This is a genomic window from Streptomyces rubradiris (assembly GCF_016860525.1).
Taxonomy (GTDB): Bacteria; Actinomycetota; Actinomycetes; order Streptomycetales; family Streptomycetaceae; genus Streptomyces; species Streptomyces rubradiris.
On the sequence record NZ_BNEA01000015.1, the window covers coordinates 275181 to 300388 of the forward strand.

Consider the following 25208-nt stretch of genomic DNA (forward strand, 5'->3'; position numbering starts at 1 on the left):
GGGACGGTCCTGACGTTGTCATGGGCAAGGCGGCCTGACAGTCATGGACCAGTCCGAACATGACGTCCCCACCAGGACGGACAGCACATGAACGGCTGACGAACTCGCCCCCGCCCCGTTCGTCCTGGCGGACGGCGCCGACGACCACAGTCAGGACGGGCGAGTCAGGGCCGCCTGGCGTGTCACCTTCGAGACCGCGGTCACATTCGACGACCCCAAGCAGTGACCCAGCGCGCGAATCCAAGCACGCGTCGTGAGCGAGCCGGTGAAGGACCCCACATGACGCACGTCACCTACGACCCGACGCCGTAGCACCTTTTGCCGGATTCACCCCATCCCGTACCCCCTGTGACCTGCGGATTGAGACGCACGCCACATACTTCGCGTCCCTCACTAATCCGGCCACCACTAGTAAAGGGGGTCATTGCGGGCCCCCGGCGGGCCTGCTTATCTGGATGACGTCGCCAGGCGCCACGAGCCCCAAGCGGGCCGCGGCGCCCACGCATGCCGGCCACACCACGTGGCCCACCACATGCGGGCGATCCCCTGCCCCCGACGCAAGAGGTACTTCGTGACCGTCTCCATCATCCGCCGCATCGCCTCCCCGAAGAAGGCCCTCACCACCGCCGCCGTGGCCGCCGCCACCGCCGGCATGGCACTGACCGCCGCTCCGGCTCACGCCGCCCCGGCCCAGGCCTCCTCCGCCCAGGCGATCGCGCACAAGATGATCCCGGACGCCGCGCAGTTCAACGCCTTCAGCAAGATCGTCTCCCACGAGAGCGGCTGGAACCCCCACGCCACCAACAGCTCCTCCGGCGCCTACGGCCTCGTCCAGGCCCTCCCGGCCTCCAAGATGGCCTCCGCCGGCGCCGACTGGAAGACCAACCCGGCCACCCAGATCAAGTGGGGCCTCAACTACATGAACTCCCGCTACGGCAGCCCCGTCAAGGCCTGGGACTTCTGGCAGGCCAACGGCTGGTACTGAGCCGAGCCGACAGCACCCCATAACGCTTCCGCGCCCCCGCCCACCCGGCGGGGGTGCGCGCGTATACGCGTATACAGGCAAAGACACCCGCCGCCCGCCGTCCGCGCCACTTGGCCAGTAAGAGCCCCTACGCCGACGTGGCCGCGTCACTCAGGAGCGACCGATGTCAGGCCGCCGGCATCCGGGCGGATCACCGTGCGGTGAGGTGGGCGCGGCGCGCGGACGCCTGACGGAATGGCCCGCAGCGTGGGAGGCGGCAGCCGACCTGGTCGGTCGAGTGGGCCGACCCGCTCGACCTGTGGTCGACGTCCCGGCCGACGGCGTGCGGATCGTCCCGGGCCCGCGCCTTCCCGGCCCCCTGGCCCCCCCGGCCACGTCGCAGTCGGACCGGCCAGCCCGGTGTGAGACGGCGCTGACCACCGGCACCCGCGTCCACCGCTTGGTCCAGCTCGCCCACCCCGCCGCTGCCGCCTTCGCCGTTGAGCACGGACACCCTGCTGGTGGGCACCCGCTTCGCCCCGCCCGCCGCCGGCCGGGTCGACGCCCACGGGGACGCCCACCGGCTGCTGCCCGTCGCCGCGGCCTGACCGGGCTTCGCGTTCACGGAGGACGCGGCGGACGCCGAACGCGGCTCCCGTCGCTGCGGCAGCGGGAGGCCGGCGGCCCGCTCACGTGGTCGTCGTCGCCCGTCCTCTCGAAGCGGCAACGGTGACTTCGTCATGGGCGGGGAACGGGGACGGTGGTCTTCGGACGCCGCGATGACCTTCCGACCAGGCCGGTGTGTGCGCTCGCGCGTGTGGGTCCTGCCGTGCGGCGACCGTCAGACGGGCTGCCACAGGGCGGGGACGTTCGGCGGCTCCCGGCCGGGGACCGGTGCCCGGCGGGAGCGTGGTCGCCGCCGCGTACCGCTCGGGGTCGGCGAGCACCTAGGGCAGGGAAGTCAACACCGCTTCCCCGGCCTCGGGCAGGCCGCTGTTCCGCATCGGCGCGGTGACGCGCAGCCCACCGCCCTGCACCATGCGGTGGACGGTGCCCGGGGTGAACCAGGCGACCGTGCCCGGCCTCGGGGGGACGTCCCGGCAGCCGTTGGGGCTGAGGGTCTGCACCGCTCCCCGGCCGCGGTGACGACGTACGCCTCGGTGCGCACCAGGTGCGGATGCGGGCTGTCGCCGCACATGCCGTCGGCGGCCTCCCAGTAGTCGTAGGGGTGAGTCAGGCCGGCCGCCCCGGCCAGCGGCGGGGCGGCCGGGGGTCCGGCCCGGTCACCACGGCAGGGTCGTCAGGTGGGCGGTGATCCGGTCCCGGTCCCAGGCTCCGTCGGCGATCACCAGCCGGTAGCGGTAGCCGAAGGACTCCCCCGGCTCCAGGGTGAACTCCTCGAAGAACGCCCAGGAGAACGCGACCGTGGGGATGGGTTCGGCGCGGACGAACCAGTGGGACTCGTGGATGGCCGAGGTCTCGTCCAGGTTCTCCGGCGCGTGCGCGAAGACCAGTGTGGAGTGTCCGTCGGTTTCGTCGTGCTCGGCGGTGAAGGCGAGCCAGGGTCCCTGACTGCCCATCAGTTCACCAGCGTCGGCGGCTCCGGAGCCGGCGCCGGGGGCGAGGACCCGGCCACCGGTGAAGTCGCGCGGCCCGCGCCACTGCAGGCCGGTGTACCCGGCCAGTTCGCGGCCCGCGGTGGTCGGGGAGCCGAACACCAGGGGTTCCGTACGGATGTTGGTGAGCCGGATCGACCAGTCCAGGACCCAGGCGCCGGCCTCCTCGTCGAGCGAGTGCACCTCGATGCCGCGCTCCTCGCGGGCCCACTCCTGCCCGCCGTTCGCGACCCAGGTCAACTCCTCGGTGAAAGCGAGCCGTTCGGACCCGGCGGTGAGGGCGGCGAAACCGTCGTGGCGCATGGAGCCGACCCGGCCGGGCAGCGCGAGGTAACCCCGGCCGGGCACATAGCTGTTGCCGCCCCAGAAGTTCTGGCCGGAGAGGTGACTGGCCGTCATCTGTACGCCCTTGTGCCAGCGGTGGTCGTTCGGGCGGTACCCGGTGACCGTGCGGCCGGACAGGGTGCGGACCGGGTGGGCGTAGGGCTTGGGGGACTCGAAGGGGTCCGGGTCGGGACGGTAGACGTAGCGGAGGATCTCGGTGCCGTTCGGCGCCTGGACCGCGAGGTGCTCGCCGTGGACGTGGCTGACGCGGATGCTCACGCGCGCTCCTCGGGCGCCCAGTCGGGGTGGCCGCCGTGCATGGCCGTGTAGTAGGGATCACCGGGGCCGATCTCGCCGGCGCGCACGGGCCGGCCGGTGAACGCCGCCTTGTACAGAGCGGCGGCGAACTCCACGGCGGCGCGGGCGTCCCGGCCGCTGCCGGGCGGCCGTACCCCCTGGTCGTACGCGTCGAGGAAGGCGCCGAGCTGTGCGGTGTGCGAGCTGGGCACGTTGTGCGCGGGGGCGCGCCAGGCGTCGACGCGCTCGGGGTCGACGTGCGGGGCCGGGGTGTAGACCCAGTCGTCGTTGCCGTGTCCGTACAGGTGGGTCAACTCCACGGTCGCGTCGGCGCAGTCGACGCGGATGCGGCTCACCTCCTGGGGGGACAGCACGCTGTTGACGACGGTGGCGAGCGCGCCGTTGCGGAAGCGGACCAGGGCGGTGGAGACGTCCTCGCTCTCGATGTCGTGGACCAGGCGGGCCGCCATGGCCCGGATCTCCTCCCACTCGCCGAGCAGGTGCAGCAGCAGGTCGTACTGGTGGATGCCGTGGCCCATGGTGGGCCCGCCGCCCTCGGTGGCCCATCGGCCGCGCCACGGCTCGGCGTAGTACGCGGCGTCCCGGTGCCAGGTGGTCTGGCAGTGTGCCACCAGCGGGGCGCCCAGCTCGCCGCGCGCGATGAGGTCGCGGGCGTGTACGGCGCCCGAGCCGTAGCGGTGCTGGAAGACGACCGCGGCGTAGGCGCCGGACGCCTCCTCGGCGGCGGCGATGTCGTCCAGTTCGGCCTGGGACAGGCAGAGCGGCTTCTCGCACAGTACCCAGGCGCCCGCCTTGAGTGAGGCCACCGTCTGTTCCCGGTGGAGGGCGGGCGGGGTGCCGATCAGCACCAGGTCCGGCCGGGCCTCGTCCAGCATGGCCTCCGTCGAGGTGAACCCGGCGACCCGCGCGCCCGCGAGCTGCCGGAAGGCGTCCAGCCTGCCCTCGTCCAGGTCGACGGCGGCGACCAGTTCGACCCGCTCGGCGTGGGCTCTGAGCGCGGGCAGATGGCCGCCGGTGACGATGGCCCCGGTGCCGATCACGGCGACGCGGCGGCGGGGTGCGGGCAGGGGCATGCGGCGCTCCTCGGGAGGGATCGGCAGGACGCAGGCAGCCATGGAAAGCGCTTGCTGTCGTACGGGGACGACCCTAGGGGCGGGGAGTGGCCGGGACAAGCCCCGGACGGAGAAGCCGCGCGAGCGGCGGTCGGGCGCCTTGACGGCGACGCCGTTCCTCGCCCTCCGGGGCCGCGGTCCGGCGCTCGCGCGCGGCACCCATCAGGGAACGCGCCTGGGCCCAGGGCGACTTGCGCGCCGTACGAAGGTGCACACGCGTCGAGGAGAAGCCGGCCGGCGACGGTCGTCCGCCGTCAGGAACGCACCAGGCGTGCGATCGCGTCGGACGCCTCCTTCAGCTTCCGCTCGCGCTCCTCGCCGCCCTCCGCGACCGCGTCGCTCACGCAGGTGGCCATGTGCTCGTCGAGCATCTGCAGCGCGAACGACTGCAGCGCGCGGGTCACCGCCGACACCTGGGTGAGGACGTCGATGCAGTAGGTGTCCTCGGCCACCAGGCGCTGGAGGCCGCGGACCTGGCCCTCGATGCGCCGGAGCCGCATCATCACGTCATCCTTGTGCTTCTTCTGCCCCGCCATGACTCCGCTTCCCTTCCCTCTCCCGAGGGATGCCCCGCACCGCGGCGAGCTCCCTCCAGAAAGATACCCGCGGCCCGTATGAAGCACCCGAGACCGACCGGCCATGCCCGGCGCGACACGCGAAGCCCGGGAGCACGGGGGCGCCTTGAGCGGGCGTCGAGCGCGCGGGCGGACCCCCTGGCGGGCATACCCCCCGCCTGTATACGGCCAACGATCTTCTCCTGCCTTGCTTCTGTGTGGACGCGGGGGTATACATAGCTTCACCGATACCCCGTAGGGGTATGCAACCGGCCGCGGGCCGCCCCCTGGTCCGCCGGCTCCGCAGTCCCCTGCCGAGGAGCATGATGGCAACAACCACCCCAGACCTGGCCCAAGTTGAGCTGACCATCGGCGGGATGACGTGCGCCTCGTGTGCCGCCCGCATCGAGAAGAAGCTCAACCGCATGGAGGGAGTCGAGGCCACCGTCAACTACGCCACCGAGAAGGCCAAGATCACCTACTCCCCCGTCCTCCAGGTGGCGGATCTGATCGCCACCGTCGAGGCCGTCGGCTACACCGCGGCCCCGCCCGCGCCCGCCGTACCGGAGGGCGGCGAGGCGGGCGAGAGCGGCGGCCGGGCGGACGACGAGCTGCGCTCGCTGCGCGAGCGTCTGATCACCGCCGTGACGCTGGCCGTGCCCGTCATCGTCCTGGCCATGGTGCCCGCCTGGCAGTTCGACTACTGGCAATGGCTCTCCCTCACCCTGACGGCGCCGGTGGTCACCTACGCCGCCTGGCCCTTCCACCGCGCGGCCTTCACCAACCTGCGGCACGGCGCCGTCACCATGGACACCCTGATCTCGGTCGGCACCGCCGCCGCGTTCCTGTGGTCCCTGTGGGCGCTGTTCTTCGGCTCGGCCGGCACCCCGGGGATGACCCACGGCTTCGAGTTGACCATCTCCCCCTCGGACGGCGGCGGGAACCTCTATCTGGAGACCGCGGCCGGGGTGACGGCCTTCCTCCTGGCGGGCCGGTACTTCGAGGCGCGCTCCAAGCGCATGGCCGGCGCCGCCCTGCGGGCCCTGATGGAGCTGGGCGCCAAGGAAGTCACCGTGCTGCGTGGGGGCCGCGAGGAGCGGATCCGGATCGAGGACCTGGCCGTGGGCGACCGGTTCATCGTCCGGCCGGGCGAGAAGATCGCGACCGACGGCACCGTGGTCGAGGGCAGTTCGGCGGTCGACGCCTCCATGCTGACCGGCGAGTCCGTGCCCGTGGAGGTCGGCGAGGGCGACGCCGTCACCGGCGCGACCCTGAACGCCGGCGGCCGGCTCGTCGTCCAGGCCACCCGGGTCGGTTCCGACACCCAACTGGCCCGGATGGCCCAGATGGTGGAGGACGCGCAGAACGGCAAGGCCGCCGCGCAGCGGCTCGCCGACCGGATCTCCGCCGTCTTCGTGCCCATCGTGATCGGCCTGGCCGTGGCCACCCTCGGCTTCTGGCTCGGCAACGGCGCGGGCGCCACGGCGGCGTTCACCGCCGCCGTCGCGGTGCTCATCATCGCCTGCCCCTGCGCCCTGGGCCTGGCCACCCCGACGGCCCTGCTGGTCGGCACCGGGCGCGGTGCCCAGCTCGGCATCCTCATCAAGGGGCCGGAGGTGCTGGAGACCACCCGGAAGGTCGACACCATCGTGCTGGACAAGACCGGCACCGTGACCACGGGCCGGATGAGCCTGCTGGCCGTGCACCCGGCCGAGGGCGTGGCCGAGCGGGAGGTGCTGCGGCTGGCGGGCGCGCTGGAGCACGCCTCCGAGCACCCCATCGCACAGGCCGTCGCCGCCGGTGCCGCCGACCGGGTCGGCACGCTGCCGGCCCCGCGGGACTTTTCGAACCTGCCGGGGCTCGGTGTGGAGGGCGTGGTCGACGGGCACCGCGTCCTCGTCGGCCGGCAGAAGCTGCTCGCCGAGCGGTCCATGGAGCTGCCCGCCGGCCTGGCGCGGGCCGGTGCCGACGCCGAGGCCGCGGGCCGTACGGTCATCACGGTGGCCTGGGACGGTGAGCCGCGTGCCGTGCTGGAGGTCGCCGACGCCATCAAGGAGACCAGCGCCGAGGCCGTTCGGCGGCTGCGAGCGCTCGGGCTGACCCCGATCCTGCTCACCGGGGACAACGAGAGCGTCGCCCGGTCCGTGGCCGCCGAGGCGGGCATCGACCAGGTGATAGCGGAGGTCATGCCCGAGGACAAGGTGGACGTGGTCAAGCGTCTCCAGGGCGAGGGGCACGCCGTCGCGATGGTCGGGGACGGCGTCAACGACGCCGCGGCGCTGGCCCAGGCCGACCTGGGCCTGGCCATGGGCACCGGAACGGACGCGGCCATCGAGGCGGGCGACCTCACCCTGGTCCGGGGGGACTTGCGGGTCGCGGCGGACGCCATCCGGCTCGCCCGGCGCACCCTCGGCACCATCAAGGGCAATCTGTTCTGGGCGTTCGCCTACAACGTCGCCGCCCTGCCGCTCGCCGCGAGCGGACTGCTCAATCCCATGATCGCCGGTGCCGCGATGGCGTTCTCGTCGGTGTTCGTCGTCAGCAACAGCCTGCGGCTGCGCCGGTTCCGGGCCGCCGCCTGAACCACGGCACGGCGGCGGGCGGACCGTGTGGTCCGCCCGCCGCCGTCGTATGTCCGTGCTTGCCGGCAATGTGTCGGGGCAGGGACGCCCGGATGCGGCGCGGGATGTCCTCAAAGATGTGGGCGGCGAAGGCTTCGTACGCCTCGGCTTCGCCACCCCGGCATACGCGTTCTTCCGGGACGAGGCCCGGGACCTTGGGCCGACTCCAGCGCCGGTTCGCGGCGGTCCGGTCGGGGCGAGGAAGGCCGTTTGCCGCATCCGGTGGCCCACCCCAACACCGGCGCGGCGGTACGGGCCGGCACCTGCCGCAGGCGCGCACCCCGGTCACGCCGACATGCGCGCCCGCGCAGTGCGCGCCTGCCCGTTGCACGTCTTCGTGGCGGAGGTCAGGGTCACCGCGCGGCCGGCGGTCGCCGGCAGCGCCAGCACGGTGTCGCTCGCCGTTCCGAACAGCGCCGCACGCTGGACCAGGCGACGGCCACCCTGGCGGACGGCCTGGCCGGCGGGGACCACCCGGTGGCCGCCGTGCGCTGGGCGTGGACCGCGCACGCGCTGGAGGCCGCGTTCTGGCACTGCCTGGCACGCGGCCTCGGCACGGGCTGAGCACACCCGTCCGCAGGCCCTCAGCCCGGCTTGACACCTATACCCCCCACCCGTATTTTCACTGCAATACCCGGTAGGGGTATGCCTGTGTGCCCGGTGGCCGTGCCACGGCGCGGCGCGGTCTTGCCGCAGGTCTCGACGAGGAGAGGAGTGCTGATGTCTTCGGCAGGGAGTCCGCAGTTACGAGCAGGGGGCAAGCAGTGGGCCGCGTTGTGTCTGCTGGTTCTTCCCGCGCTCCTGCTGTTCATGATGCTGACCATCCTGTTCCTGGCCATCCCCTATCTCGCGGCGGATCTGCGGCCCAGCAGCACGCAGACACTGTGGATCCTGGACATCTACGGCTTCCTGATGGCCAGCTTGCTGGTGCTGATGGGCACGGTGGCCGACCGCTTCGGCCACCGGAACCTCCTGATCACCGGGGCACTGCTGTTCGGGCTGGTCTCGGCGACGGCGGCCTTCACCGACTCAGCCGAGCTGATGATCGTCTGGCGCGCGCTGCTCGGCGTGGCGGCGGCCATGCAGATGCCGACCACGCTCGGACTGATCTTCACGATGTTCCAGGACCCGAAGCAGCGGGGCGTCGCCATCGGCACCTGGGCGGCGGCCATCTCGGCCGGTGTCGCGCTCGGCCCGCTGCTCAGCGGTCTGCTGCTGGAGGCGTTCTCGTGGCGGGCGACGTTCTTCGTCGCCGTACCGGTGATGGCGGTCGTGGTGATCGGCGCGCCCCTGCTGCTGCCGGGCCGGCAGGGCCCTAGCGCGGGCCGGCTGGACCTGGTCAGCGCGCTGCTCATGCTGCTGACGCTGCTGCCGCTGATCTACGGCGTGAAGTCGTTCGCCACCAGCGACTCACCGCTGGTACCGGCCCTGGCCGTCGTGGTGGGCCTGCTCTTCGGTGTCCTGTTCGTCGTCCGCCAGCTGCGCTCCGCCGAGCCGCTGCTGGACGTCCGGCTGTTCAAGAACCGGACGGTCAGCGGGGCGCTGGGCGTCTTCGTCCTGTCGGCCATGGGCCTGGGCGGCGTGTATCTGATGTTCACCCAGTACCTCCAGCTGGTGAAGGCCCTCTCGCCGCTGAAGACCGGGTTCGCGATCCTCCCCGCCGCCCTGGCCCTGATCGTGGTCGCGATGCGCTCCCCGGTCCTCGCCCGGCGCGTCCGGCCGGGGTATGTCATCGCCACGGGCCTGGCCGTGCAGGTCGTCGGCTACATCCTGTTCACCCTCGTCGACAGCACCACCGGGCTGCCCTGGGTCATCGTCGGCTTCATCGTGCTCTACCCGGCGGTCTCCCCGTCCATGGCGCTGACCACGGACCTCGTGGTCGGCTCGGTGCCGCCGGAGAAGGCGGGCGCGGCCGGCGGCCTGGCGTCCACCGTCAACGACCTCGGCATCTCGCTGGGTGTCGCCGTCATCGGCAGCATCGGCACCGCCGTCTACCGCGACGGCGTCGACGACAAGCTGCCCGACGGCCTGTCGGCCCCGGCGGCCTCCGCCGCCCGGGAGAACCTCGACGGCGCCGTGGCCGCCGCCCGGGAGCTGCCCGGCCGGGTCGGGGACCAGTTGCTGGCCGTGGCCCGGGACGCCTTCACCAGCGGGCTCAACGTCGCCGCCGGCACGGCAGCGGTGATCGCGGCGGCGGGCGCCGTCGCCGCGGCGCTTTCACTGCGTCACGTACCGCCGACCGGCTCGGCGGTGCCCGACGCCGGGCCCGCCGAGGCGAGCCCCGCCCCGTCGGTCCCCGCGGCCGATTCGGACTGACCGGCAGCGCCTGAACGGACCAGCGGAACAACGGAACGGCACCAACAGACCCGCACGCACAGCGATTTTCAGTGAACACCGCCGGACGCGGCGGCCGGAGCGGTCCGACACCGGCGCCGGCCGCCGCGTCCGGCCCCCTCGTCAGGAGGCAGGAAGTGTCAGTGATTCCCTTCAGCGCGACTCCCACCGAGACGTTCGACAACCGGGGCGGCCGGTGCATGTACGCGTAGGTCGAACGCCTGCGGTCGCTGGGGCCCGCCGTCCCCGTGCAGCCACCGGAGGGGGTGGCGGCCTGGTCGGTGTCCCGGGGGGGGGGGGGATGTCGTACGGATGCTCCTGACCCACCCCGGTGTGTCCCGGGACCTGAAGAAGACCGTGCCGGCTTATCAGCCCGGTTCCGTGCCGTGGCTGTCTGCGTGGGTCGACCTGGACTCGATGGCCACGGCGGACGGGCGGGAGCACGCGCGGCTGCGCAAGCTGATCGTCCCGGCCTTCCCCCCGCGCCGGGTGGAGCGGCCGCGCTCGCACATCGAGGCGGACGTCACCATGCTGCTGGACCAGCCGGCCACGCGGCCCGGTGACGAACCGGTGGACCTGCGCCAGGAGTTCTCCTACAGCGTGCCGGCCCAGGTAATCTGCGACCTCTTCGGCATCCTGGACGACCAGCGGCCCGAGGCGCCGCGGGTGTTCCGGGATCGCCCGGACCGGCCCGTCCGAGCAGGAGTCGGTCGCGCTGTACGACGGCCTGGTGGCCGCGACGCACTTGCTGATCAGCACCAAGCGGAGCGCTCCGGCGGACGACCTCACCAGCTTCCTGCTCGCCGCGCGCGAGGAGGGCGAGGAGGGCGAGGAGTCGCTGAACGAGCACGAACTGGTGGCGACGCTGCTGCTGATGATCGGCGGCAGCCAGACGACCATCAACTCCTGGACCACACCATCCGCGAACCGCTCGCCCGGTCCGACCAGTTAAGCGTTCTCCGGGCGGACCCGGCGCGCTGGGACGACGCCGTCGAGGAACCTGCTCACCGCGCGGGACGGAGCACCGTGGGTGGCCACCCTGGAATACGCCTGGTTCGCCGGGCCGTTGCGCTTCGTCTTGGGTTCCTCCACCGGCGCCCGGGACAGCGGGGACATCCGCGCGGACCCCCGGGTGAGCGGTTCGCTGTTCGTGACCGAGGGGGCCGCCGGGGTGGCCATCGCGTCGGTCGACGGCGCCCGGTTCACCGGCCGCTGCACGGAGATCGGCCCGGACGAGCTGGAGGCGTACCACGCGCCCATCTGCGAGACGGTGTTCGCCGACGCCGCGCAGCGTGCCATGTGGCAGCTGCCGCCGGATCGCTCCCCGCACCGCGGCGAGGAGCGTCTCGGGGGCCGGCCTCAGGCGGCGCGGCCGGTCAGCGCGTAGCCGGCCTCGTCGACGGCCCGGGCGATCACGGCGTCGTCGGGGTCCTCCTCGGCGACCACGGTGACCCGGCCCGTCTTCACGTCCACCTCCACCGACAGCACGCCGTCGACGCCGCTGACGGCCTTGGTGACCGCGGCCTCGCAGTGGCCGCAGGTCATACCCGTCACGGCGTAGACCGTCCTGGCGGCATCGGTGGTGATCTGGGTGGTGGCCGAGCCGGAGTGGCAGCTGCCGTCGGGGCTGCAGCAGGACGACATGGACTTCCTCCTGGGGGTGGTGATGAGACGGAGCGCGTCGTATACCCCTAGAGGGTGGGGGTATCGCAGCACTGATGAGGCACAGGTATACCCCCTACCCCTATCCAGCGGCAAGTCGTCCGGCCGCCAGGACGGGCCGCGCGGCCAGGTGCCCGGCCCGGTGCAGCCGCGCGACCAGGGCGGCGCAGCCGAGGCCGGTCGCGGCCAGCACCGCCCACGGCAGCCAGCGCAGCCCGGTGTCGAACAGCGCCCCGACGGCCAGGTTGCCGAGCGAGACCGCGATGCCGGAGGCGGTGTTGTAGGCGCCGTAGTAGGTGGCGACGAGCCGATCACCGGAGAGCCGCACCACGGTGTCCATCTCGAACGGGTAGAGCAGGGCGCCGCCGCAGGCCAGCAGCACCGCGCACACCGTCAGGGCGGCCACCCCGGTCACGGTGCCGTGCGTCCCGGGCAGCAGGGGCAGGAAGGCGGCGCCCATGACCGTCAGGCCGTGGACGACGGCCCGCGGGCCGGGCAGATTGCGCTGCGCCCACGCGGTCAGCTTCACCTGCCCCGCCAGCGCGGCGAGCGCGGAGACGGCGAACACCGCGCCCGTCACCACGCCGGTCCGGGCGCCGAACAGGCCCCGGGCGTGCAGCGGCAGGGCGAGATACACCTGGAAGGCCAGCACATACGAACCGCTCATGGCGGCGGCGAACAGCAGGAAGGGCCGGTTGGCGGCCACGGCGCGCCAGTCGGCGGCGACCGCCCGCCAGGCGGGACCGGCGCTCCGGCCGGCCGGGGGCCGGGCGGGCAGGGCCCGGGCCTGGAGCCCGGCCAGGGCGCCGAATACGACCGCCGCGACCGTGCACACGGCACCGAAGTCCCAGGCCAGCAGGGCCAGTCCGGCGAGCGGGCCGATCAGGATGCCCGCCTGGTAGAAGACGTTGAAGGCGGCGAACGCCGCCACTCTGCGTTCCTCACCGGCGTCGGCCGCGAGATAGGCGCGCACCGCCGGGTTGAACAGCGCGCCCGCCAGGCCGGTCAGCGCCGAGGCCGCCACCAGGACGGGCAGCGATTCCGCCACCGCCAGCAGGGCGAACACGACCGCGCGCAGGGCGCATCCGGCGAGGATCGGCGGCTTGCAGCCGTAGCGGTCGGCGAGGGTGCCGCCGAGGAGGAACATGCCCTGCTGGGAGACGTTGCGCACGCCCAGCACCAGCCCGACGGCCCAGGCGGCCAGGCCGAGGCCGTGGGCCAGATGGTCGGCCAGGTAGGGCATGAGCATGTAGAAGCCGAGGTTGATGCCGAACTGGTTCACCATCAGCAGCCGGGCCGGCCGGCCGAAGCCGGCCGTCCGGGGCCACGGCCCCCTCACCGGGCACCGGCCTTCGCCAGGGCGCGGGCGAGCGGATCGCGGACCCGGGCACACCGGGTCCAGCGCGTCACCACGCGCGCGCCGGGCTCGGCGATCTCGTCGGGTTCCGTCGGCGGGGCCGACCCGAGGAGCCCGTGGTCGCGGCACCAGTCGTCGTCGTAGACGGTCTGGAGGTAGCGGTGCGGGCCGTCGGGGAAGACGGCGGCGATCCGGGTCCCGGCGGGGTGGTTCCGGGCCGCCCAGCCCGCCACCAACGCCACCGCCCCGACGCTCCAGCCGCCCGAGACGCCGTACCGGCGGGCGAGGCTCCGGCACGCCCGGACGGCCTCGGCCGGGCCCACCCAGTGGACCTCCGAGAAGGCCGCGTAGTCGACGTTGTCCGGGTGGATGCTGGAGCCGAGTCCGCGCATCAGCCGTGGGCCGGCCGGCTGGCCGAAGATCGCCGAGCCGACCGCGTCGACCCCGATGAGCGTCAGCCCGGGGCGGCTCTCGCGCAGCGCGGCGGAGATCCCGGCGGAGTGTCCGCCCGTGCCGACCGCCGCCACCAGCACGTCGACGCCGCCGAGTTGGGCGATCAGTTCGGCCGCGAGGGGCCGGTAGGCGGCGGCGTTGTCGGGGTTGCGGTACTGGTCCGGGCAGTACGCGCCCGGGGTGCGCGCGAGCAGTTCGGCGACCCGTGCGCGGCGGGCCTCCTGCCAGCCGCCGTCGGGGTGCGGCGCGGTGACCCGGACGACCCGTGCGCCCAGCGCGGTGAGCAGGCGGTGGACGGGAGGTTCCAGGCCGGGGTCGGTGACGACGGTGACGGGGTGGCCGTAGGTCAGCCCGGCCAGGGCGAGGCCGAGACCGAGGGTGCCGCTGGAGGACTCGATGACCGGCGCGCCCGGCGCGAGGTCGCCCCGGCGCCGGGCCTCGCGGACCATGTGCAGGGCGGGCCGGTCCTTGAGGCCGCCGGGGTTGGCGCCTTCCAGCTTGGCGTGGAAGCCCCGGCCGGGCGGGGCGAAGGGTTCATCCACCCACAGCACCGGTGTGCCGCCCACGAGTTGGGCGGGGTGCCGGGCGGCCGGCGGGCGGGAGGTGTGCGTGCGGAGCGGCGCGAGCGGGGAGAGGGGCATGCGGGTACGGCTCCTTCGCGCCCGGCCTCGGCGGGGCGGGCGCTGTGCGAGTGGGGGGCATGGCGCGCGAGCACCCCCCGGCCCGCCTGACGGGTCCGGGGGTGCGGGTGCCGCCCTACTGCCGCAGCACGCGAACAGCCGCGAGCGAGGGGCCGTTGGCACGGTCACGGGGGACACCGGGGGGTCTGCGCCATCCTGGGTGCGTCGCGCGCCCGCGGGGCACGGTCGGCAGCACCGGCGGGTGTTGTTCGCCGGCGAGCCCGGTGTCGTCCAGGGCGGCGCGCGGCCGGTCAGCCGTGTGGTCCAGATGGCCGTCCGCGGCGTGCCGGTGACGGGGAGGGCCGGTCGGATCCGTGCCGTCGGCGGTGTCCGCCGGCTGCACGACCTCCCCTGCCGCCACGGCACTCGGGCCGGATCCGGCGAAGGAGCAGGCGTGCACCGAGCCGGTGAGATGGGCGGCGATCACCAGGACCAGCCCGATCAGCAGGGCGGCGCGGCGAGAGCGCCCCGCGCTCCCGTCGCCGCCGCCCCACGCTCCGATCACATGCGCAGGGTAATGGCGAAGTGACTTGCTGTCACATCGCGGCGCGCCCGCCGGGCCCTTGGCAGCCGCACGTCCGACCGGGGCCCGCGTCCCCGAGGCGGGCGGCCAGGGCCTGGAGGAGGGCGATCGCAGCCATGCGGGTCACGGGGTGCCCGACTCCCTTGCGGAGCACGGTCCACGCGGCCGGTCCGCCGCCCTCCGGGCCTCGCCGCCCGGAGGTCTTCAGCCTTGAGGTCATCCTCGGGTCCTCTCGTCGCGCGCCGGCGGTGAAACGGCTCCACACATACCCCTGGCCCGTATCAACGGGCAAGGAGTCCTCCGACTTGACTATGTACCCCCCTGGGGTATGTTGAAGGTCATCGAGCCGCCTGTGGGCAGCGAACAGACGAGGAGTCACCATGAAGACCGGGGTGCGGATCACCGCCTACGCCGCCGCGCTCGCCGCCGCGTTCGGCATCGCCTACGGCGTCGGCGGCGGGGTCGGCGAGATCTCCCTGCGGACCGAGAGCGCGGCACATGACGGGCACCCGGGCGCCACGCCGGGCGGGAAGCCCGCCGCTGGCGCCGGACCCGCGGCGGCGCCCGGCGGGCTGCAGACCTCGGAGCGGGGCTACACCCTCGACCTGAAGACCCCGGCCGTCACGGCGGGCCGGAAGACCGACCTGCGGTTCGCGGTCGTACGGGACGCCACCGGGCGCCCGCTCACCGCCTACCAGGAGGAACACACCAAGGAACTGCACCTGATCATCGCCTCCCGGGACCTGACCCACTACCAGCACCTGCATCCGACGCGCGCCGCCGACGGCACCTGGTCCGCACCCCTGACGCCGCCCCGGGCCGGGGCCTACCGGGTCTTCGCCGACTTCACGCCGGCCGGTGGCGAGGGGCTGACCCTCGGCGCCGACCTCACCGCCTCCGGCGCCTACACACCCGCGCCCCTCCCGGCCCCCGCCACCACGGCCGAGGTCGACGGGTACCGGGTCAGCCTCCGCGGCCGGCTCTCCCCCGGCCGGGACAGCGAGCTGACACTCGGCGTGACCCGCGACGGCAAGCCGGTACGCGACCTCCAGCCCTACCTCGGCGCCTACGGCCACCTGGTGGCGCTGCGCTCCGGAGACCTCGGCCATCTGCACGTACACCCGGGCGGCGAGCCCGGGGACGGCAGGACGCGGCCGGGACCGGACATCTCCTTCACCACGATGGCGCCCAGCACCGGCACCTACCGGCTGTTCCTGGACTTCAAGCACGCCGGCCGGGTCCACACCGCCGCGTTCACCGTCCGGGCGGGCCGGCCCGCCGGGCTGCCGGACACCTCGGCGACGCCCGCCCCGGAGTCCGGCGGGCACTTCGGGCACAGCCGTTGAGCGCGGGCGGTGACACGGCCCGGACTGTGTGACAGCCGTGGCACAGCTGGGCCACGCGATCGTCAACTGCCGCTCCGCCTTTGGCCGTTGCCGCCTAGCATGAGGTCCGACGCATGACGGCCGGGCGACCCGCTGGGGGGACTTCGTGGAGCTGGGAGGGTCGGCGGCGCGCCTCGGCTGCGCCGTCGCGGTGTGCGGCGTACTGCTGGCCGGCTGCACCTCCGGCGGGGACGGTCCCGACGGGCCGGCGACCGGGACGGAGAACGGCGGGGCCGCCGGCACCGGCCCGTCACCGACCGCCGCGGTCGACGCCGACCCGGCCAGGCTCCCCCGGACCCGGGCCGAGGCCGCCGCCCTGGTCCGCGGCATCATGCCGGGGCCCAGCGCCTTCGGCCCCGGCACCGTCCGCCGTGAGCCGTACGAGAGCGACCCGCGGCGGTGGGCGGTGCTCGGGGATTCCTGCGTCTGGGAGCAGCGGGCGCTCCCGGAGGACGTCCTCGCCAGTCTGACCCGTCACTACGAGATTCCGGCGCGGGGCGGCAGGGGGCCGCTGCGCCTGAGTGCCGTCGTCACGGCGCACCGCTCCGCCGAACGGGCCGACTGGGAGAACGCCGAGGTGCTGGAGGAGATGATGCGCTGTCCCTCCCAGCTGCTACGCCCCGGTGAGGTGCTCCGGGACCTGACCGACGTACCGAACGCCCTCGGGGACTCGGGCAACGGTTTCGCCGACGACGTCCTGGCCGAGTCCGGCACCTACACCGGCGACGACGTCGGCGGTCCCCACCCGTACGTCTGGGAGCAGACCCGCATCGGCCAGTTCACCCTCGCGGTCTCCGCGCGGGGCGCCAAGGGCTGGACCAAGCGCGGCCTGCTGGACCTGCTGCGCGAGCCGCACGCCACGATGCGCACCAGCCTGCGCGGCGCGATCGAACGACGAACCGCGACCGGATCGCCGCCGCCTCCCGCGACAGCGTCCAACGCCCCGAGGACGACCGGGTCCACCGGCCCGGAGGCCGCTGGGACCGCGCGACTGGAAGCGGCCGGGGCAGCCGGCCCGGAGACATCCGGGTCCACCGCCTCCGAACACCCCGGCCCCGCCGCCCCCGAGGGCGGTCGCCGATGACCGGGAAGCTCAAGCCCTCCGACCCCTCCCACCTCGGTGGTCACCGGCTGCTCGCGCGGCTCGGCGCCGGCGGTATGGGGGTCGTGTACCTGGGACGGGCGCGGTCCGGGGCGCTGGCCGCCGTCAAGGTGATCCTGCCGGAGTACGCCGACCAGCCCGAGTTCCGCGCCCGGTTCCGCCGCGAGGTCGCCGCGGCCCGCCGGGTGGACAGCCCCTGGGCCGTGGCGGTGACCGGCGCCGACCCGGACGCGCCCGCGCCCTGGCTGGCCACCGCCTTCGTACCGGGCCCCTCGCTCGCCGAGGCGGTCGCCGCCCGCGGGCCGCTGCCGCCGGAGGCGGTGCGTGCGCTCGGCCGGATGCTGGCCCGGGCGCTGACCGCCGTGCACGGCGCGGGCCTTGTGCACCGGGACGTCAAGCCCGGCAACGTCCTCCTCGCCCTGGACGGCCCGCGCCTGATCGACTTCGGCATCGCCCGCGCCCCTGAGGAGACGGCCCTCACCGCGGACGGCATGGTCGTCGGCACCCCCGGCTTCCTCGCGCCGGAGCAGGCACGGGCCCGCCCCGCCACCCCCGCCAGTGATGTCTTCGCCCTCGGCTGCCTCCTCTCCTACGCCGCCACCGGGCGCCCGCCCTTCGGCACCGGGGCCGTGGACGCCCTGCTGTACCGCACCGTCCACGACGAACCCGACCTGGAAGGGCTGCCCGACGGTCTGCGCGCGCCACTGGAGCGCTGTCTCGCCAAGGACCCGGCCGCCCGGCCCACCGCCCGCGAGGTGGCCGAGGCGCTCGGCGGCGACACGCCCTCCGGCGCCGACTGGCTGCCCGACGACGTCGTACGGCTCGTGGCGGAGCGGTCCGCCGCGCTGCTCGCCCTGCCGGACATCGAGGCGACGGCCCTCGACGCGGCGGCGGAGGAACCGCCGACGGGGTTTCCCGGGGACGCGGCCCCGGCACCGGGCCCTGGCGGCCGCCGTCGCATCCTGCTCCTCGGCGGCGCGGCCCTGCTCGCGGCGGGCGGCGGTGCCGCCTTCTGGGCGAGCCGCCGCGACGACGCGCCCGCCCCCGCCGCACGCCGCGTGCTGCTGGGCGTCCAGGCCGATCTGACGGGGCCGCAGAAAGCCGTGGGGCGGGCCCAGGAACGCGGTGTACGGCTGGCCGTCGAGCAGTTCAACGCGCGGAAGGACAAGCCGTTCACGCTCACCCTCACGGTCGCCGACGACGGCGGCGACGAGACCCGCGCGGTGCGGGCCGCCCGGTCCCTGGCCGCCGATCCCGGCCTGCTCGCCGTCATAGGCTCGACCGGCGACCGGACCACCGGCGCCAGCCTGGACGCCTACGACGCACAGCTCGTTCCCCAGCTGACGGCCTCCTCCGCGCAGGCGGTGTACGGCGTCTCGGAGCCCCGCCACTTCCTCCAGGCCGTGCCCGGGTACATGGTGTCGCCCGCGCTGATCGCCCTTCAGCTCGCCAAGGCGGGCGCCCGGCGGGCGGGCGTCCTCATCGACCGCGACGGCGGCATCCCGTCCTGGCAGATCGGCCACACCGCGTTCCAGGCCCTCGGCACCCTGAAGATCCCGGCCGAGCCACGGGTCGTACCCCGGCTCGCCGGGGACCTCGCTCCGGTGGTCGCGGAGATGCTCGCGCGCGAGCCGGACGGGTTCGTCTACACGGGCACCCCGGCGCGCGCGGCGGCCGTCGCCCGCGCGCTCGCCGAGCGGCGCTTCACCGGCGTGCGCGCCCTCGGCTACCCGGCGGCCGGCCAGGAGTTCCTGACCGAAGCGGGCCCGGCCGCCGAGGGCTGGCAGGTCTTCGCGCCGTACATCGACCCGTCGGCCGCACGGGTGCGCTCCTTCGCCGACGCCTACCGCGGGCGCTACGGCTCCGCTCCCCCGTACTGGGCGGCGGAGGCCTACGACGTGGCCCGCATGGTCATCGCCCGGCTGGCCAAGGCGGGCGGCCGGCCCTCCCGGAGCAGGCTGTACGGCCTGCTGGCGAAGGGCACGTACAAGGGGCTGGTGCGCACGTACGCGTTCGACGAGAACCAGCAGCTCAAGGGGTACGACGTGTTCCGCTACGAGGTGAAGGGCGGCCGGTACGCCTACGCGGGCGAGGCGACTTTGTGATGCGCTCGCTCGCGGCGGACGACCCGGAGGACATCGGCGGGCACCGGCTGCTGGCCCGGCTCGGCGCCGGCGGCATGGGCGTCGTCTATCTCGCCCGCGGCACGGGCGGGGCACTGGTCGCGCTGAAGGTGATCCGCGCCGAACACGCGGCGGACCCCGCCTTCCGGGCCCGGTTCCGGCGCGAGGTGACGGCCGTACGAGGGCTGGCCGGGCGGTGGCTGGTGCCGGTCGTGGCCGCCGACCCGGAGGCCCGTTCGCCCTGGCTGGCCACGGAGTTCGTGCCGGGCCCCGCCCTGGCGGAAGCGGTCGACGGCCATGGAGCACTGCCCGTGGCCGCGGTGCGGGTGCTGGGCTCCCGGCTGGCCGAGGCGCTGACCGCCGTGCACGCGGCGGGTCTGGTGCACCGCGATGTCAAGCCGGGCAACGTGCTGTTGGGCCTCGACGGTCCCCGGCTCATCGACTTCGGCATCGCCCTCGCCGCCGGGGCCACCGCGCTGACCGCGCCCGACGCCGTCGTGGGCACACCGGGCTTTTTGTCACCGGAACAGGCCCGCGCCCGCGCCGAGGAGGTCGGCCCGCCGAGCGACGTCTTCTCCCTTGGGTGCGTACTGGCGTACGCGGCCTCGGCCCGGCGCCCGTTCGGCACCGGGCACGCGGCGGCGGTGCTGTTCCGCACGGTGCACGAGGACCCCGACCTCACGGACGTGCCCGCCGGACTGCGCCCGCTGATCGAGAGCTGCCTCGCCAAGGACCCCGCGCGCCGCCCGACGGCCGCGCGGGTCCGGACGGCGCTCCAGGACCCCCGGACGCAGCTGGTGCGGGACGCCGGTCCCGCCGGCGGCGGGGCCGAGGGCTGGCTGCCGCCCGCCGTGCTGCGCCTGGTCGCCGAACGCTCCGCCCGCGCACTGGACTTGCCCGCCCCCCGGCGCGCCACGGGTCGGCCCGCGCCCGAGGAGACCGTCACCGGTCCGGCGCCGACGGCCCCGGCCGGGAAGCGCGCGCCGGACCGGCGGCGGGTGCTGGCGGTGGGGGGCGCGACGGCCTCGGTTCTGGCACTCGGCGGCGGGACCGCCGCGTACCTGACGCTCGGTCAGAAAACCGGCGGAGAACTGCCCGTGCACACCCTGGGCTTCCAGGCCGACCTGAGCGGCGCGGACCAGGCGGACGGCGTGGCCCAGGAGCGGGGCGCGCGTCTGGCCGTGGCGCACCACAACGCGCGCGCGGGCATCTCCTTCCGGCTCGCCCTCGACACCTACGACGACCGGGGCGACGCCACCCGGGCCCGACAAGCCGCCGAACGCTTCACCAAGGCCGCCGTGCGCGCGGTCCTCGGCCCGGACACACCGGCCGCGGCACGGGCCGCCGCGCCGCGCTACCGGACCGCGCGCACCGCCATGGTCCTGGTCTCGCTGGACGATCCCCGGCTGGAAGAGGACGACACCCTGCGGACCCTGCGCGTCACCCGCGCCCCGGAGGAGTTCCTGGCGGTTCCGCTGGCCGCGTACCTGACCTCCGTGCGGCCGGTGGACCGTACCGCCGTGATCGACGACCGGGCGGCGGGTCGCGTGGGGTCCGACCTGGCCGGCTCGCTCACCCGGCGTCCGCCGAACGAGGGCACGACCCGCGTGTACCCCGTGCCGGCGGGAAGCGGCGACTTCTCCCCCGCCGTCCGCGCCGCGCTCGCCGACCGGGCCCAGGCCGTCGTCTTCACCGGGACCTCGGCGGACCGCGCCGCGCGCTGCGCCCGTGTCCTCGCCGAGACCGGCTTCACCGGGCCGCGCCTCGGCACCTGGCACCTCATGCGGCCGGACTTCCTCCGGAAGGGCGGGGCGGCGGCCGAGGGGTGGGTGTTCGGCGCCCCGTTCACCGATCCCGGCAGCGTGTCCGGCGCCTTCCGGTCCGCCTACCGCGCGGCCTATGGCGTCGCGCCCGGCCGCTGGGCCCCGGAGGCGTACGACGCGGTGGGGCTGGTCGCCCGGGCCCTGGAGTCGCTGGGCGGCCGGGCCGGGATCACCGCCGGGGCGGTCGCCGAGCGGCTGTCGGACCTCACCTATCAGGGACTCGCCAAGCCCCTCCGCCTCACCGCCGGCGTCCCCCGGAGCATCGACCCACAACAGGACCAGGGGTACTTCCTGTATCAGACGGAAGGGAAGGCCTTCCGGTACCTCGGGCCGTCCGACCGGTTCACCAAGAACAGATAAAAAATGTGATGCAACCTTGTGCGGCGGTTGTGAGTCTTCTGATCGATCACACTGTGGTCGCGTCTACAAGGAGACCATCATCAGCGCCATACGTAAGACCCTCACCGCCACCGCCGTAGTCGGTGCCGTCCTCGCGGGCTCCGCCGCCTGCGGAACGGTGGAGCAGCTCTCCGCCGGCCAGAAGCTCGACAAGGCCTTCGACAAGCTCGGCGAGGAGAAGACGCTCTCCTTCGAGCTGGACCTGGACACCGACGCCGCGACCCTGAAGGCGCTGGACGCCAAGTCCGAGCCGGAGCCCGGTGACGAGATCCCCGACGAGGCCGCGAAGCTGATCAGCGACGCGAAGATCACGCTCACCGTGGAGTCGAAGAAGCCGCTCGCCGAGTCCGGTGAGAAGGACCTCGTCGGCATGGCCATGAAGATCAGCAGCCCGGCCGGCGACCTCGCCGAGTACCGGATGATCGGTGACTTCATCTACCTCCGCGCCGACCCCGACGCCTTCCGCAAGCTGTCGGGCAGCCCCGTCCCGCCCGCCGACGAACTGCCGCCGGAGGCCGGGGCCCTCAAGGACGTCCTGCAGGGCAAGTGGGTGAAGTTCAGCGTCAAGGAGATGGAGAAGGCCGGCCTCGGCGGCGGGGAGGACGAGGAGAGCCCCTCGCCCACCCCGTCCCTGGACGCCAAGACGCAGAAGAAGCTCATGAACACCCTGCGGGACATCGTCGCCCGCGAGGTGAAGCTGAAGGCGGCCGAGGGGGACGGTGACACCGAGCACATCACCGCCACGGCCCCGTTCCGCACGCTCATGACCAAGATGATCGGCGGCATCCGCCCGCTGGCGAAGGACCTGCCGCCGGGCATGGACCTGCCGACGGAGAAGGACCTGAAGGACGCCCCCAACGCCAAGGTGACGGCGGACTTCACGCTGAAGAACGGTGAGCTGACCGAGGTGAACGTGGACCTCGCCAAGCTGGCCGAGACCGCCAAGGTCAAGAAGCTGGGCCTGGTCCTGCGGATGAGCGACGGCATCAGGCCCACCGCGCCGGCCGACGCCAAGGTGCTGGACATGAAGCAGATCATGCAGGGCCTTCTCTCCACGCCCGGCATGAGCGAGGAAGAGTTCGGCGACGAAGAGTTCGGCGACGAGGAGTTCTGATCCGCCGGGCGTGCGGCGGGAGGGTGTCCGGGCGGACGCCCTCCCGCCCTCGTCTTGGCGGTCGCCGGGCCTCAGACAACAGGCCGCGCGGATCGACGCCGTGGAGTTCCATCCAGGCGTTCAGCCGCACGGGGGTCTCCGTGCAGACGGAACGCTGCGTCGTCGAGTACGGGGTGCCGACCGGCTTGGCGAGGTGGGTACGGATCGCCCCGACGTTCAGCAGGGGCGGCGCCGGGGTCGGCGGCGACCCGGCTCAGTTCCCGGTTGACCGCCTCGTCGTACCCGGGGTCCTGGGTCGAGGGGTAGGGCGCCTTGCGGCGCTGGCCGATCGACTCCGGCAGCAGGTGCTTGGCCGCGTGCCGCAGGAGACTCTTCTCCCGCCCCTCGAACGTCTTCACCGACCAGGGCGCGTTGTGGACGTACTCGACGAGCCGGTGGTCGCACAGCGGGACCCTGACCTCCGGGCCGGTCGCCATGCTCATCCGGTCCTCGCGGTCCAGCATCATCTGCAGGAAGCGGGTGATGTCCAGGTAACTCGCCAGCCTCATCCGCCGTTCGACCGGGCTGTCACCGGGCAGGTGGGTGACCTCGTTCGCGGCGCTGCGGTACTGGTCGGCGAGGTTCGACTCCTTGACCGGGGCGGGGTCCAGGAAGCTCGTGGCCTGCTCGCTCACCGGAACCTTGTTGATCGCGTGCCAGGGGTAGGTGTCGGCCTGCGAGGCGACCGGGGCGTGGAAGCGTCGGGCGCTTCCCGGAACGGCTCGGGCCGGAAGTTCTCGGCGAGGCCGGAGAAGTCGACGGAGAACGCGCGGACCCGTCCCCCGCCGCCGGCGTCCGGCGAACGCTGGGCGAGCGCGGTCAGCGCGCTGGAGCCCAGGCCGCCCGACAGCAGCAGTCACAGCGGCACGTCGGACACCATCTGCCGGGCGACCGCGTCCTCCAGGATCTCCCGCACCCTCGCGACACTGCCGGGATGTCGAGTCTCCAGCACGCCTCCTGGCGAAGCCCGCGCGGCCGACGTAGAAGAGCGGCTTGATCCCGAGACGATCCCGGACCAGGAGCAGTTCCTCGGTCCGGGTGTCCCACAGGGTGAAGGCGTACATCCCGTCGAAGCGGTCGACGAGATCGCTGCCCCACTGGAGGTAGGCGCGGAGCACGACCTCGCTGTCGCTCCTGATGCGGAAGCGGTGTCCCAGGAGGACCAGTTCCTCATGGAGGTCCTCGAAGTCGTACACCTCGCCGCTGTAGCTGACGACCACGAGCGGCTCTCGCCGTCCGGACCGGTCTCCGAGGTGCGCATCGGCTGCCGGCCGCCCTCGATGTCGATCACTTCGAAGTCCACCCATCCAGCGATTCCGCACATGGGAACGCCCTTCACTGCGGGCCGGATGACACGCCGGCCGGCTACGCGGCGACCTTGGCCGTCCGCTCCGGCGAGCTCTTGGCCAGCCGGTGCCCCAGTTCGGAGAGGCCCAGCGCGAGCACGGCCACCGCGGCGCCGATCAGGCTGATGTTCCGGGCCCCGATGGTGTTGAGGCCCACCGCGCCGATGACGCCGGACAGGGCGATGGCGAGGTAGAGGAACGCGGCGTTGAGGGAGATCAGGAGGGGAGCCGACTCCGGGTTGAGGGAGATCAGGCGCGACTGCTGCGGCGCGGTGATGCCCCATGCCGCCATGCCGTACACCACGATGACGACGGCCGCCGCGGCGAACGAGCCGGTGGCGAGCGGCACCACGAGGAGGCTGACCGCCAGCAGGACGATCGAGCCGCCCACCACCACACGTGCCCCGAACCGGTCGGCCAGCGTCCCGGCGTAGTAATTGCCGACCATGCCCGTCAGGCCGAAGGCGAACATGAGGATGGCCAGTTTCCGGCCGTCGCCGCCGGTGGCGGGGGCGAACACCTCGGCCATGTAGGTGTAGACGATGTAGGCCGCGGTGAAGGCGACGAGCGTCGCGGCGAGCACGGCGACCGCGCGGCGGTCGCGGAGCGGCGCGAGGCGTTGGCGCAGACCGCCCGGAGCCCCTACGACCACCGCCGGCACGAGGGCGAACACGCCGAACAGGCTCAGCACGGTGAGGAGGGCGATGAACCACATTGTGGCCCGCCAGTCGAAGACGCTGCCCACCACGGTCCCGATCGGAGCGCCCAGCGCCGTGGCGGCGGTGAGTCCGGTGGTGACGGCGGCGATGGCCCGGCCGCGGCGTCCGGGCCCCATCAGCGCGGAGGCGGTGACGCTGGCCGCCGGGATGTAGAGGCCCGCACCGACGGCGGCGACCACCTGGGCCGCCAGGACCACGGGGAACGACGGTGCGAAACCGGTCCCCACGACGCCCAGCAGATAGACCAGCACGGACAGCTTGAGCACCTTGTGACGCGGCCAGGCGGCGGTGAGCGTGCCCAGGATCGGCGCCATCACCGCGCAGGTCAGCGCGAACACGGTGACCACCTGCCCGGCGGTGGTGATGCCCACGGACAGGGAATCGCTTAACTCCGGCAGGACACCGGCGAGCACGAACTCGTCCGTACCGATGGCGAAGGCACCGAATGCCAGGACGAGGACTCCCCGCCACGGTGCGGCGGACTCTCCCTCGTCGGTCTTCCCCCCAGGCGTCCCGCTCTTCCGGTCCGGAACGGACTTACTCACGATGAACCCTCCTCGATTTCGGTACCGATCAGTACCATTTCGGCGGACGGTATCGGTCGGTACCGTTTAGCGTCAAGGGCGACTACCCTGGCCAC

The 25208-nt window shown here is 73.6% G+C and carries 23 protein-coding genes and 2 pseudogenes; 10 read left to right on the forward strand and 15 right to left on the reverse strand.

Annotation, left to right across the window (positions count from 1 at the left end; translation table 11 throughout):
- Positions 1-571: 571 nt before the first annotated feature.
- Positions 572-985 (forward strand): lytic transglycosylase domain-containing protein, encoded by a 414-nt coding sequence (locus Srubr_RS14655; RefSeq protein WP_203854960.1) that lies wholly within the window; start codon positions 572-574, stop codon positions 983-985.
- An 839-nt stretch (positions 986-1824) separates the two neighbouring features.
- On the opposite strand, the pseudogene Srubr_RS14660 reads toward Srubr_RS14655, so the two are convergent.
- The 4 genes and pseudogenes from Srubr_RS14660 to Srubr_RS14675 form a co-directional block, all read right to left on the reverse strand.
- Positions 1825-2162 (reverse strand): annotated as a pseudogene (locus Srubr_RS14660) (cupin); the annotation flags it as partial.
- Between the two features lie 85 nt (positions 2163-2247).
- Positions 2248-3183 (reverse strand): DUF6807 domain-containing protein, encoded by a 936-nt coding sequence (locus Srubr_RS14665; protein WP_189999022.1) that lies wholly within the window; start codon positions 3181-3183, stop codon positions 2248-2250.
- Positions 3180-4295 (reverse strand): Gfo/Idh/MocA family protein, encoded by a 1116-nt coding sequence (locus Srubr_RS14670; protein ID WP_189999024.1) that lies wholly within the window; start codon positions 4293-4295, stop codon positions 3180-3182. The genes Srubr_RS14665 and Srubr_RS14670 overlap by 4 nt, the downstream gene beginning before the upstream one ends.
- A 293-nt stretch (positions 4296-4588) precedes the next feature.
- A complete protein-coding gene (locus Srubr_RS14675) occupies positions 4589-4870 on the reverse strand; it encodes a metal-sensitive transcriptional regulator (RefSeq protein ID WP_189999026.1) in 282 nt (93 codons plus the stop codon).
- A 344-nt stretch (positions 4871-5214) separates the two neighbouring features.
- Here Srubr_RS14675 and Srubr_RS14680 point away from each other — a divergent pair, with 344 nt between their 5' ends.
- Complete coding sequence (locus Srubr_RS14680) at positions 5215-7470, forward strand: heavy metal translocating P-type ATPase (RefSeq protein ID WP_189999028.1); 2256 nt, start codon at positions 5215-5217, stop codon at positions 7468-7470.
- 324 nt (positions 7471-7794) lie between these two features.
- Here Srubr_RS14680 and Srubr_RS14685 read toward each other — a convergent pair whose 3' ends face one another.
- The gene (locus Srubr_RS14685) at positions 7795-8019 is read right to left on the reverse strand and encodes a hypothetical protein (protein ID WP_189999029.1); all 225 of its coding nucleotides are present in this window, start codon (positions 8017-8019) and stop codon (positions 7795-7797) included.
- Between the two features lie 210 nt (positions 8020-8229).
- Here Srubr_RS14685 and Srubr_RS14690 point away from each other — a divergent pair, with 210 nt between their 5' ends.
- The 3 genes from Srubr_RS14690 (at position 8230) to Srubr_RS14700 (ending at position 11230) form a co-directional block, all read left to right on the forward strand.
- The gene (locus Srubr_RS14690; protein ID WP_189999031.1) at positions 8230-9825 is read left to right on the forward strand and encodes an MFS transporter; all 1596 of its coding nucleotides are present in this window, start codon (positions 8230-8232) and stop codon (positions 9823-9825) included.
- Positions 9826-10573: 748 nt separating this feature from the next.
- Positions 10574-10795, forward strand: a complete 222-nt coding sequence (locus tag Srubr_RS14695; RefSeq protein WP_189999032.1) for a hypothetical protein — start codon at positions 10574-10576, stop codon at positions 10793-10795.
- Between the two features lie 48 nt (positions 10796-10843).
- A complete protein-coding gene (locus tag Srubr_RS14700; RefSeq protein WP_189999160.1) occupies positions 10844-11230 on the forward strand; it encodes a pyridoxamine 5'-phosphate oxidase family protein in 387 nt (128 codons plus the stop codon).
- Here the strand turns inward: Srubr_RS14700 and Srubr_RS14705 are convergent.
- The 5 genes from Srubr_RS14705 to Srubr_RS14725 all read right to left on the reverse strand — a co-directional run bounded on the left by Srubr_RS14705 (position 11203) and on the right by Srubr_RS14725 (position 14738).
- A complete protein-coding gene (locus Srubr_RS14705) occupies positions 11203-11487 on the reverse strand; it encodes a heavy-metal-associated domain-containing protein (protein ID WP_189999035.1) in 285 nt (94 codons plus the stop codon). The genes Srubr_RS14700 and Srubr_RS14705 overlap by 28 nt on opposite strands.
- Positions 11488-11587: 100 nt before the next feature.
- A complete protein-coding gene (locus Srubr_RS14710) occupies positions 11588-12844 on the reverse strand; it encodes an MDR family MFS transporter (protein ID WP_373313636.1) in 1257 nt (418 codons plus the stop codon).
- Positions 12841-13956 (reverse strand): PLP-dependent cysteine synthase family protein, encoded by a 1116-nt coding sequence (locus Srubr_RS14715; protein ID WP_189999037.1) that lies wholly within the window; start codon positions 13954-13956, stop codon positions 12841-12843. The genes Srubr_RS14710 and Srubr_RS14715 overlap by 4 nt, the downstream gene beginning before the upstream one ends.
- A 115-nt stretch (positions 13957-14071) precedes the next feature.
- Positions 14072-14500 (reverse strand): hypothetical protein, encoded by a 429-nt coding sequence (locus tag Srubr_RS14720; RefSeq protein WP_189999039.1) that lies wholly within the window; start codon positions 14498-14500, stop codon positions 14072-14074.
- A gap of 31 nt (positions 14501-14531) precedes the next feature.
- The gene (locus Srubr_RS14725; protein ID WP_189999040.1) at positions 14532-14738 is read right to left on the reverse strand and encodes a hypothetical protein; all 207 of its coding nucleotides are present in this window, start codon (positions 14736-14738) and stop codon (positions 14532-14534) included.
- A 160-nt stretch (positions 14739-14898) separates the two neighbouring features.
- Here Srubr_RS14725 and Srubr_RS14730 point away from each other — a divergent pair, with 160 nt between their 5' ends.
- From Srubr_RS14730 to Srubr_RS14750, 5 genes are all read left to right on the forward strand, one after another.
- Complete coding sequence (locus Srubr_RS14730; RefSeq protein WP_189999042.1) at positions 14899-15864, forward strand: hypothetical protein; 966 nt, start codon at positions 14899-14901, stop codon at positions 15862-15864.
- 145 nt (positions 15865-16009) lie between these two features.
- Positions 16010-16987 carry a hypothetical protein gene (locus Srubr_RS40710; RefSeq protein ID WP_229926962.1) on the forward strand — a complete coding sequence of 326 codons (978 nt, stop codon included), beginning with the start codon at positions 16010-16012 and terminating at the stop codon, positions 16985-16987.
- On the forward strand, positions 16984-19110 hold the full coding sequence (locus Srubr_RS14740; RefSeq protein ID WP_189999044.1) for a bifunctional serine/threonine-protein kinase/ABC transporter substrate-binding protein: 2127 nt from the start codon (positions 16984-16986) through the stop codon (positions 19108-19110). Before Srubr_RS40710 ends, Srubr_RS14740 begins: the two co-directional genes overlap by 4 nt.
- A complete protein-coding gene (locus Srubr_RS14745) occupies positions 19110-21311 on the forward strand; it encodes a bifunctional serine/threonine-protein kinase/ABC transporter substrate-binding protein (RefSeq protein ID WP_189999045.1) in 2202 nt (733 codons plus the stop codon). The genes Srubr_RS14740 and Srubr_RS14745 overlap by 1 nt, the downstream gene beginning before the upstream one ends.
- 157 nt (positions 21312-21468) lie before the next feature.
- Positions 21469-22464, forward strand: a complete 996-nt coding sequence (locus Srubr_RS14750) for a hypothetical protein (protein ID WP_189999048.1) — start codon at positions 21469-21471, stop codon at positions 22462-22464.
- Positions 22465-22535: 71 nt separating this feature from the next.
- On the opposite strand, the gene Srubr_RS40715 is transcribed toward Srubr_RS14750, so the two are convergent.
- The 5 genes and pseudogenes from Srubr_RS40715 to Srubr_RS14760 all read right to left on the reverse strand — a co-directional run bounded on the left by Srubr_RS40715 (position 22536) and on the right by Srubr_RS14760 (position 25113).
- On the reverse strand, positions 22536-23138 hold the full coding sequence (locus Srubr_RS40715) for an asparagine synthase-related protein (RefSeq protein WP_229926968.1): 603 nt from the start codon (positions 23136-23138) through the stop codon (positions 22536-22538).
- The gene (locus Srubr_RS40720) at positions 23135-23359 is read right to left on the reverse strand and encodes an asparagine synthase-related protein (protein WP_308439955.1); all 225 of its coding nucleotides are present in this window, start codon (positions 23357-23359) and stop codon (positions 23135-23137) included. Before Srubr_RS40720 ends, Srubr_RS40715 begins: the two co-directional genes overlap by 4 nt.
- On the reverse strand, positions 23360-23455 hold the full coding sequence (locus Srubr_RS40725; protein ID WP_229926970.1) for an asparagine synthase C-terminal domain-containing protein: 96 nt from the start codon (positions 23453-23455) through the stop codon (positions 23360-23362).
- A 76-nt stretch (positions 23456-23531) separates the two neighbouring features.
- Positions 23532-23810 (reverse strand): annotated as a pseudogene (locus tag Srubr_RS40730) (class II glutamine amidotransferase domain-containing protein); the annotation flags it as partial.
- A 58-nt stretch (positions 23811-23868) separates the two neighbouring features.
- Positions 23869-25113, reverse strand: a complete 1245-nt coding sequence (locus Srubr_RS14760) for an MFS transporter (protein ID WP_189999050.1) — start codon at positions 25111-25113, stop codon at positions 23869-23871.
- Between the last annotated feature and the right edge of the window lie 95 nt (positions 25114-25208).

Excerpts from the sequence above, each read along its gene's own strand:
- Srubr_RS14670 (WP_189999024.1), bottom strand. The coding sequence starts at position 4,295 with ATGCCCCTGCCCGCACCCCGCCGCCGCGTCGCCGTGATCGGCACCGGG.
- Srubr_RS14705 (WP_189999035.1), bottom strand. The coding sequence starts at position 11,487 with ATGTCGTCCTGCTGCAGCCCCGACGGCAGCTGCCACTCCGGCTCGGCC.
- Srubr_RS14725 (WP_189999040.1), bottom strand. The coding sequence starts at position 14,738 with ATGACCTCAAGGCTGAAGACCTCCGGGCGGCGAGGCCCGGAGGGCGGC.
- Srubr_RS14730 (WP_189999042.1), top strand. The coding sequence starts at position 14,899 with ATGAAGACCGGGGTGCGGATCACCGCCTACGCCGCCGCGCTCGCCGCC.
- Srubr_RS14680 (WP_189999028.1), top strand. The coding sequence starts at position 5,215 with ATGGCAACAACCACCCCAGACCTGGCCCAAGTTGAGCTGACCATCGGC.
- Srubr_RS14745 (WP_189999045.1), top strand. The coding sequence starts at position 19,110 with ATGCGCTCGCTCGCGGCGGACGACCCGGAGGACATCGGCGGGCACCGG.
- Srubr_RS14740 (WP_189999044.1), top strand. The coding sequence starts at position 16,984 with ATGACCGGGAAGCTCAAGCCCTCCGACCCCTCCCACCTCGGTGGTCAC.
- Srubr_RS14675 (WP_189999026.1), bottom strand. The coding sequence starts at position 4,870 with ATGGCGGGGCAGAAGAAGCACAAGGATGACGTGATGATGCGGCTCCGG.
- Srubr_RS14715 (WP_189999037.1), bottom strand. The coding sequence starts at position 13,956 with ATGCCCCTCTCCCCGCTCGCGCCGCTCCGCACGCACACCTCCCGCCCG.
- Srubr_RS14690 (WP_189999031.1), top strand. The coding sequence starts at position 8,230 with ATGTCTTCGGCAGGGAGTCCGCAGTTACGAGCAGGGGGCAAGCAGTGG.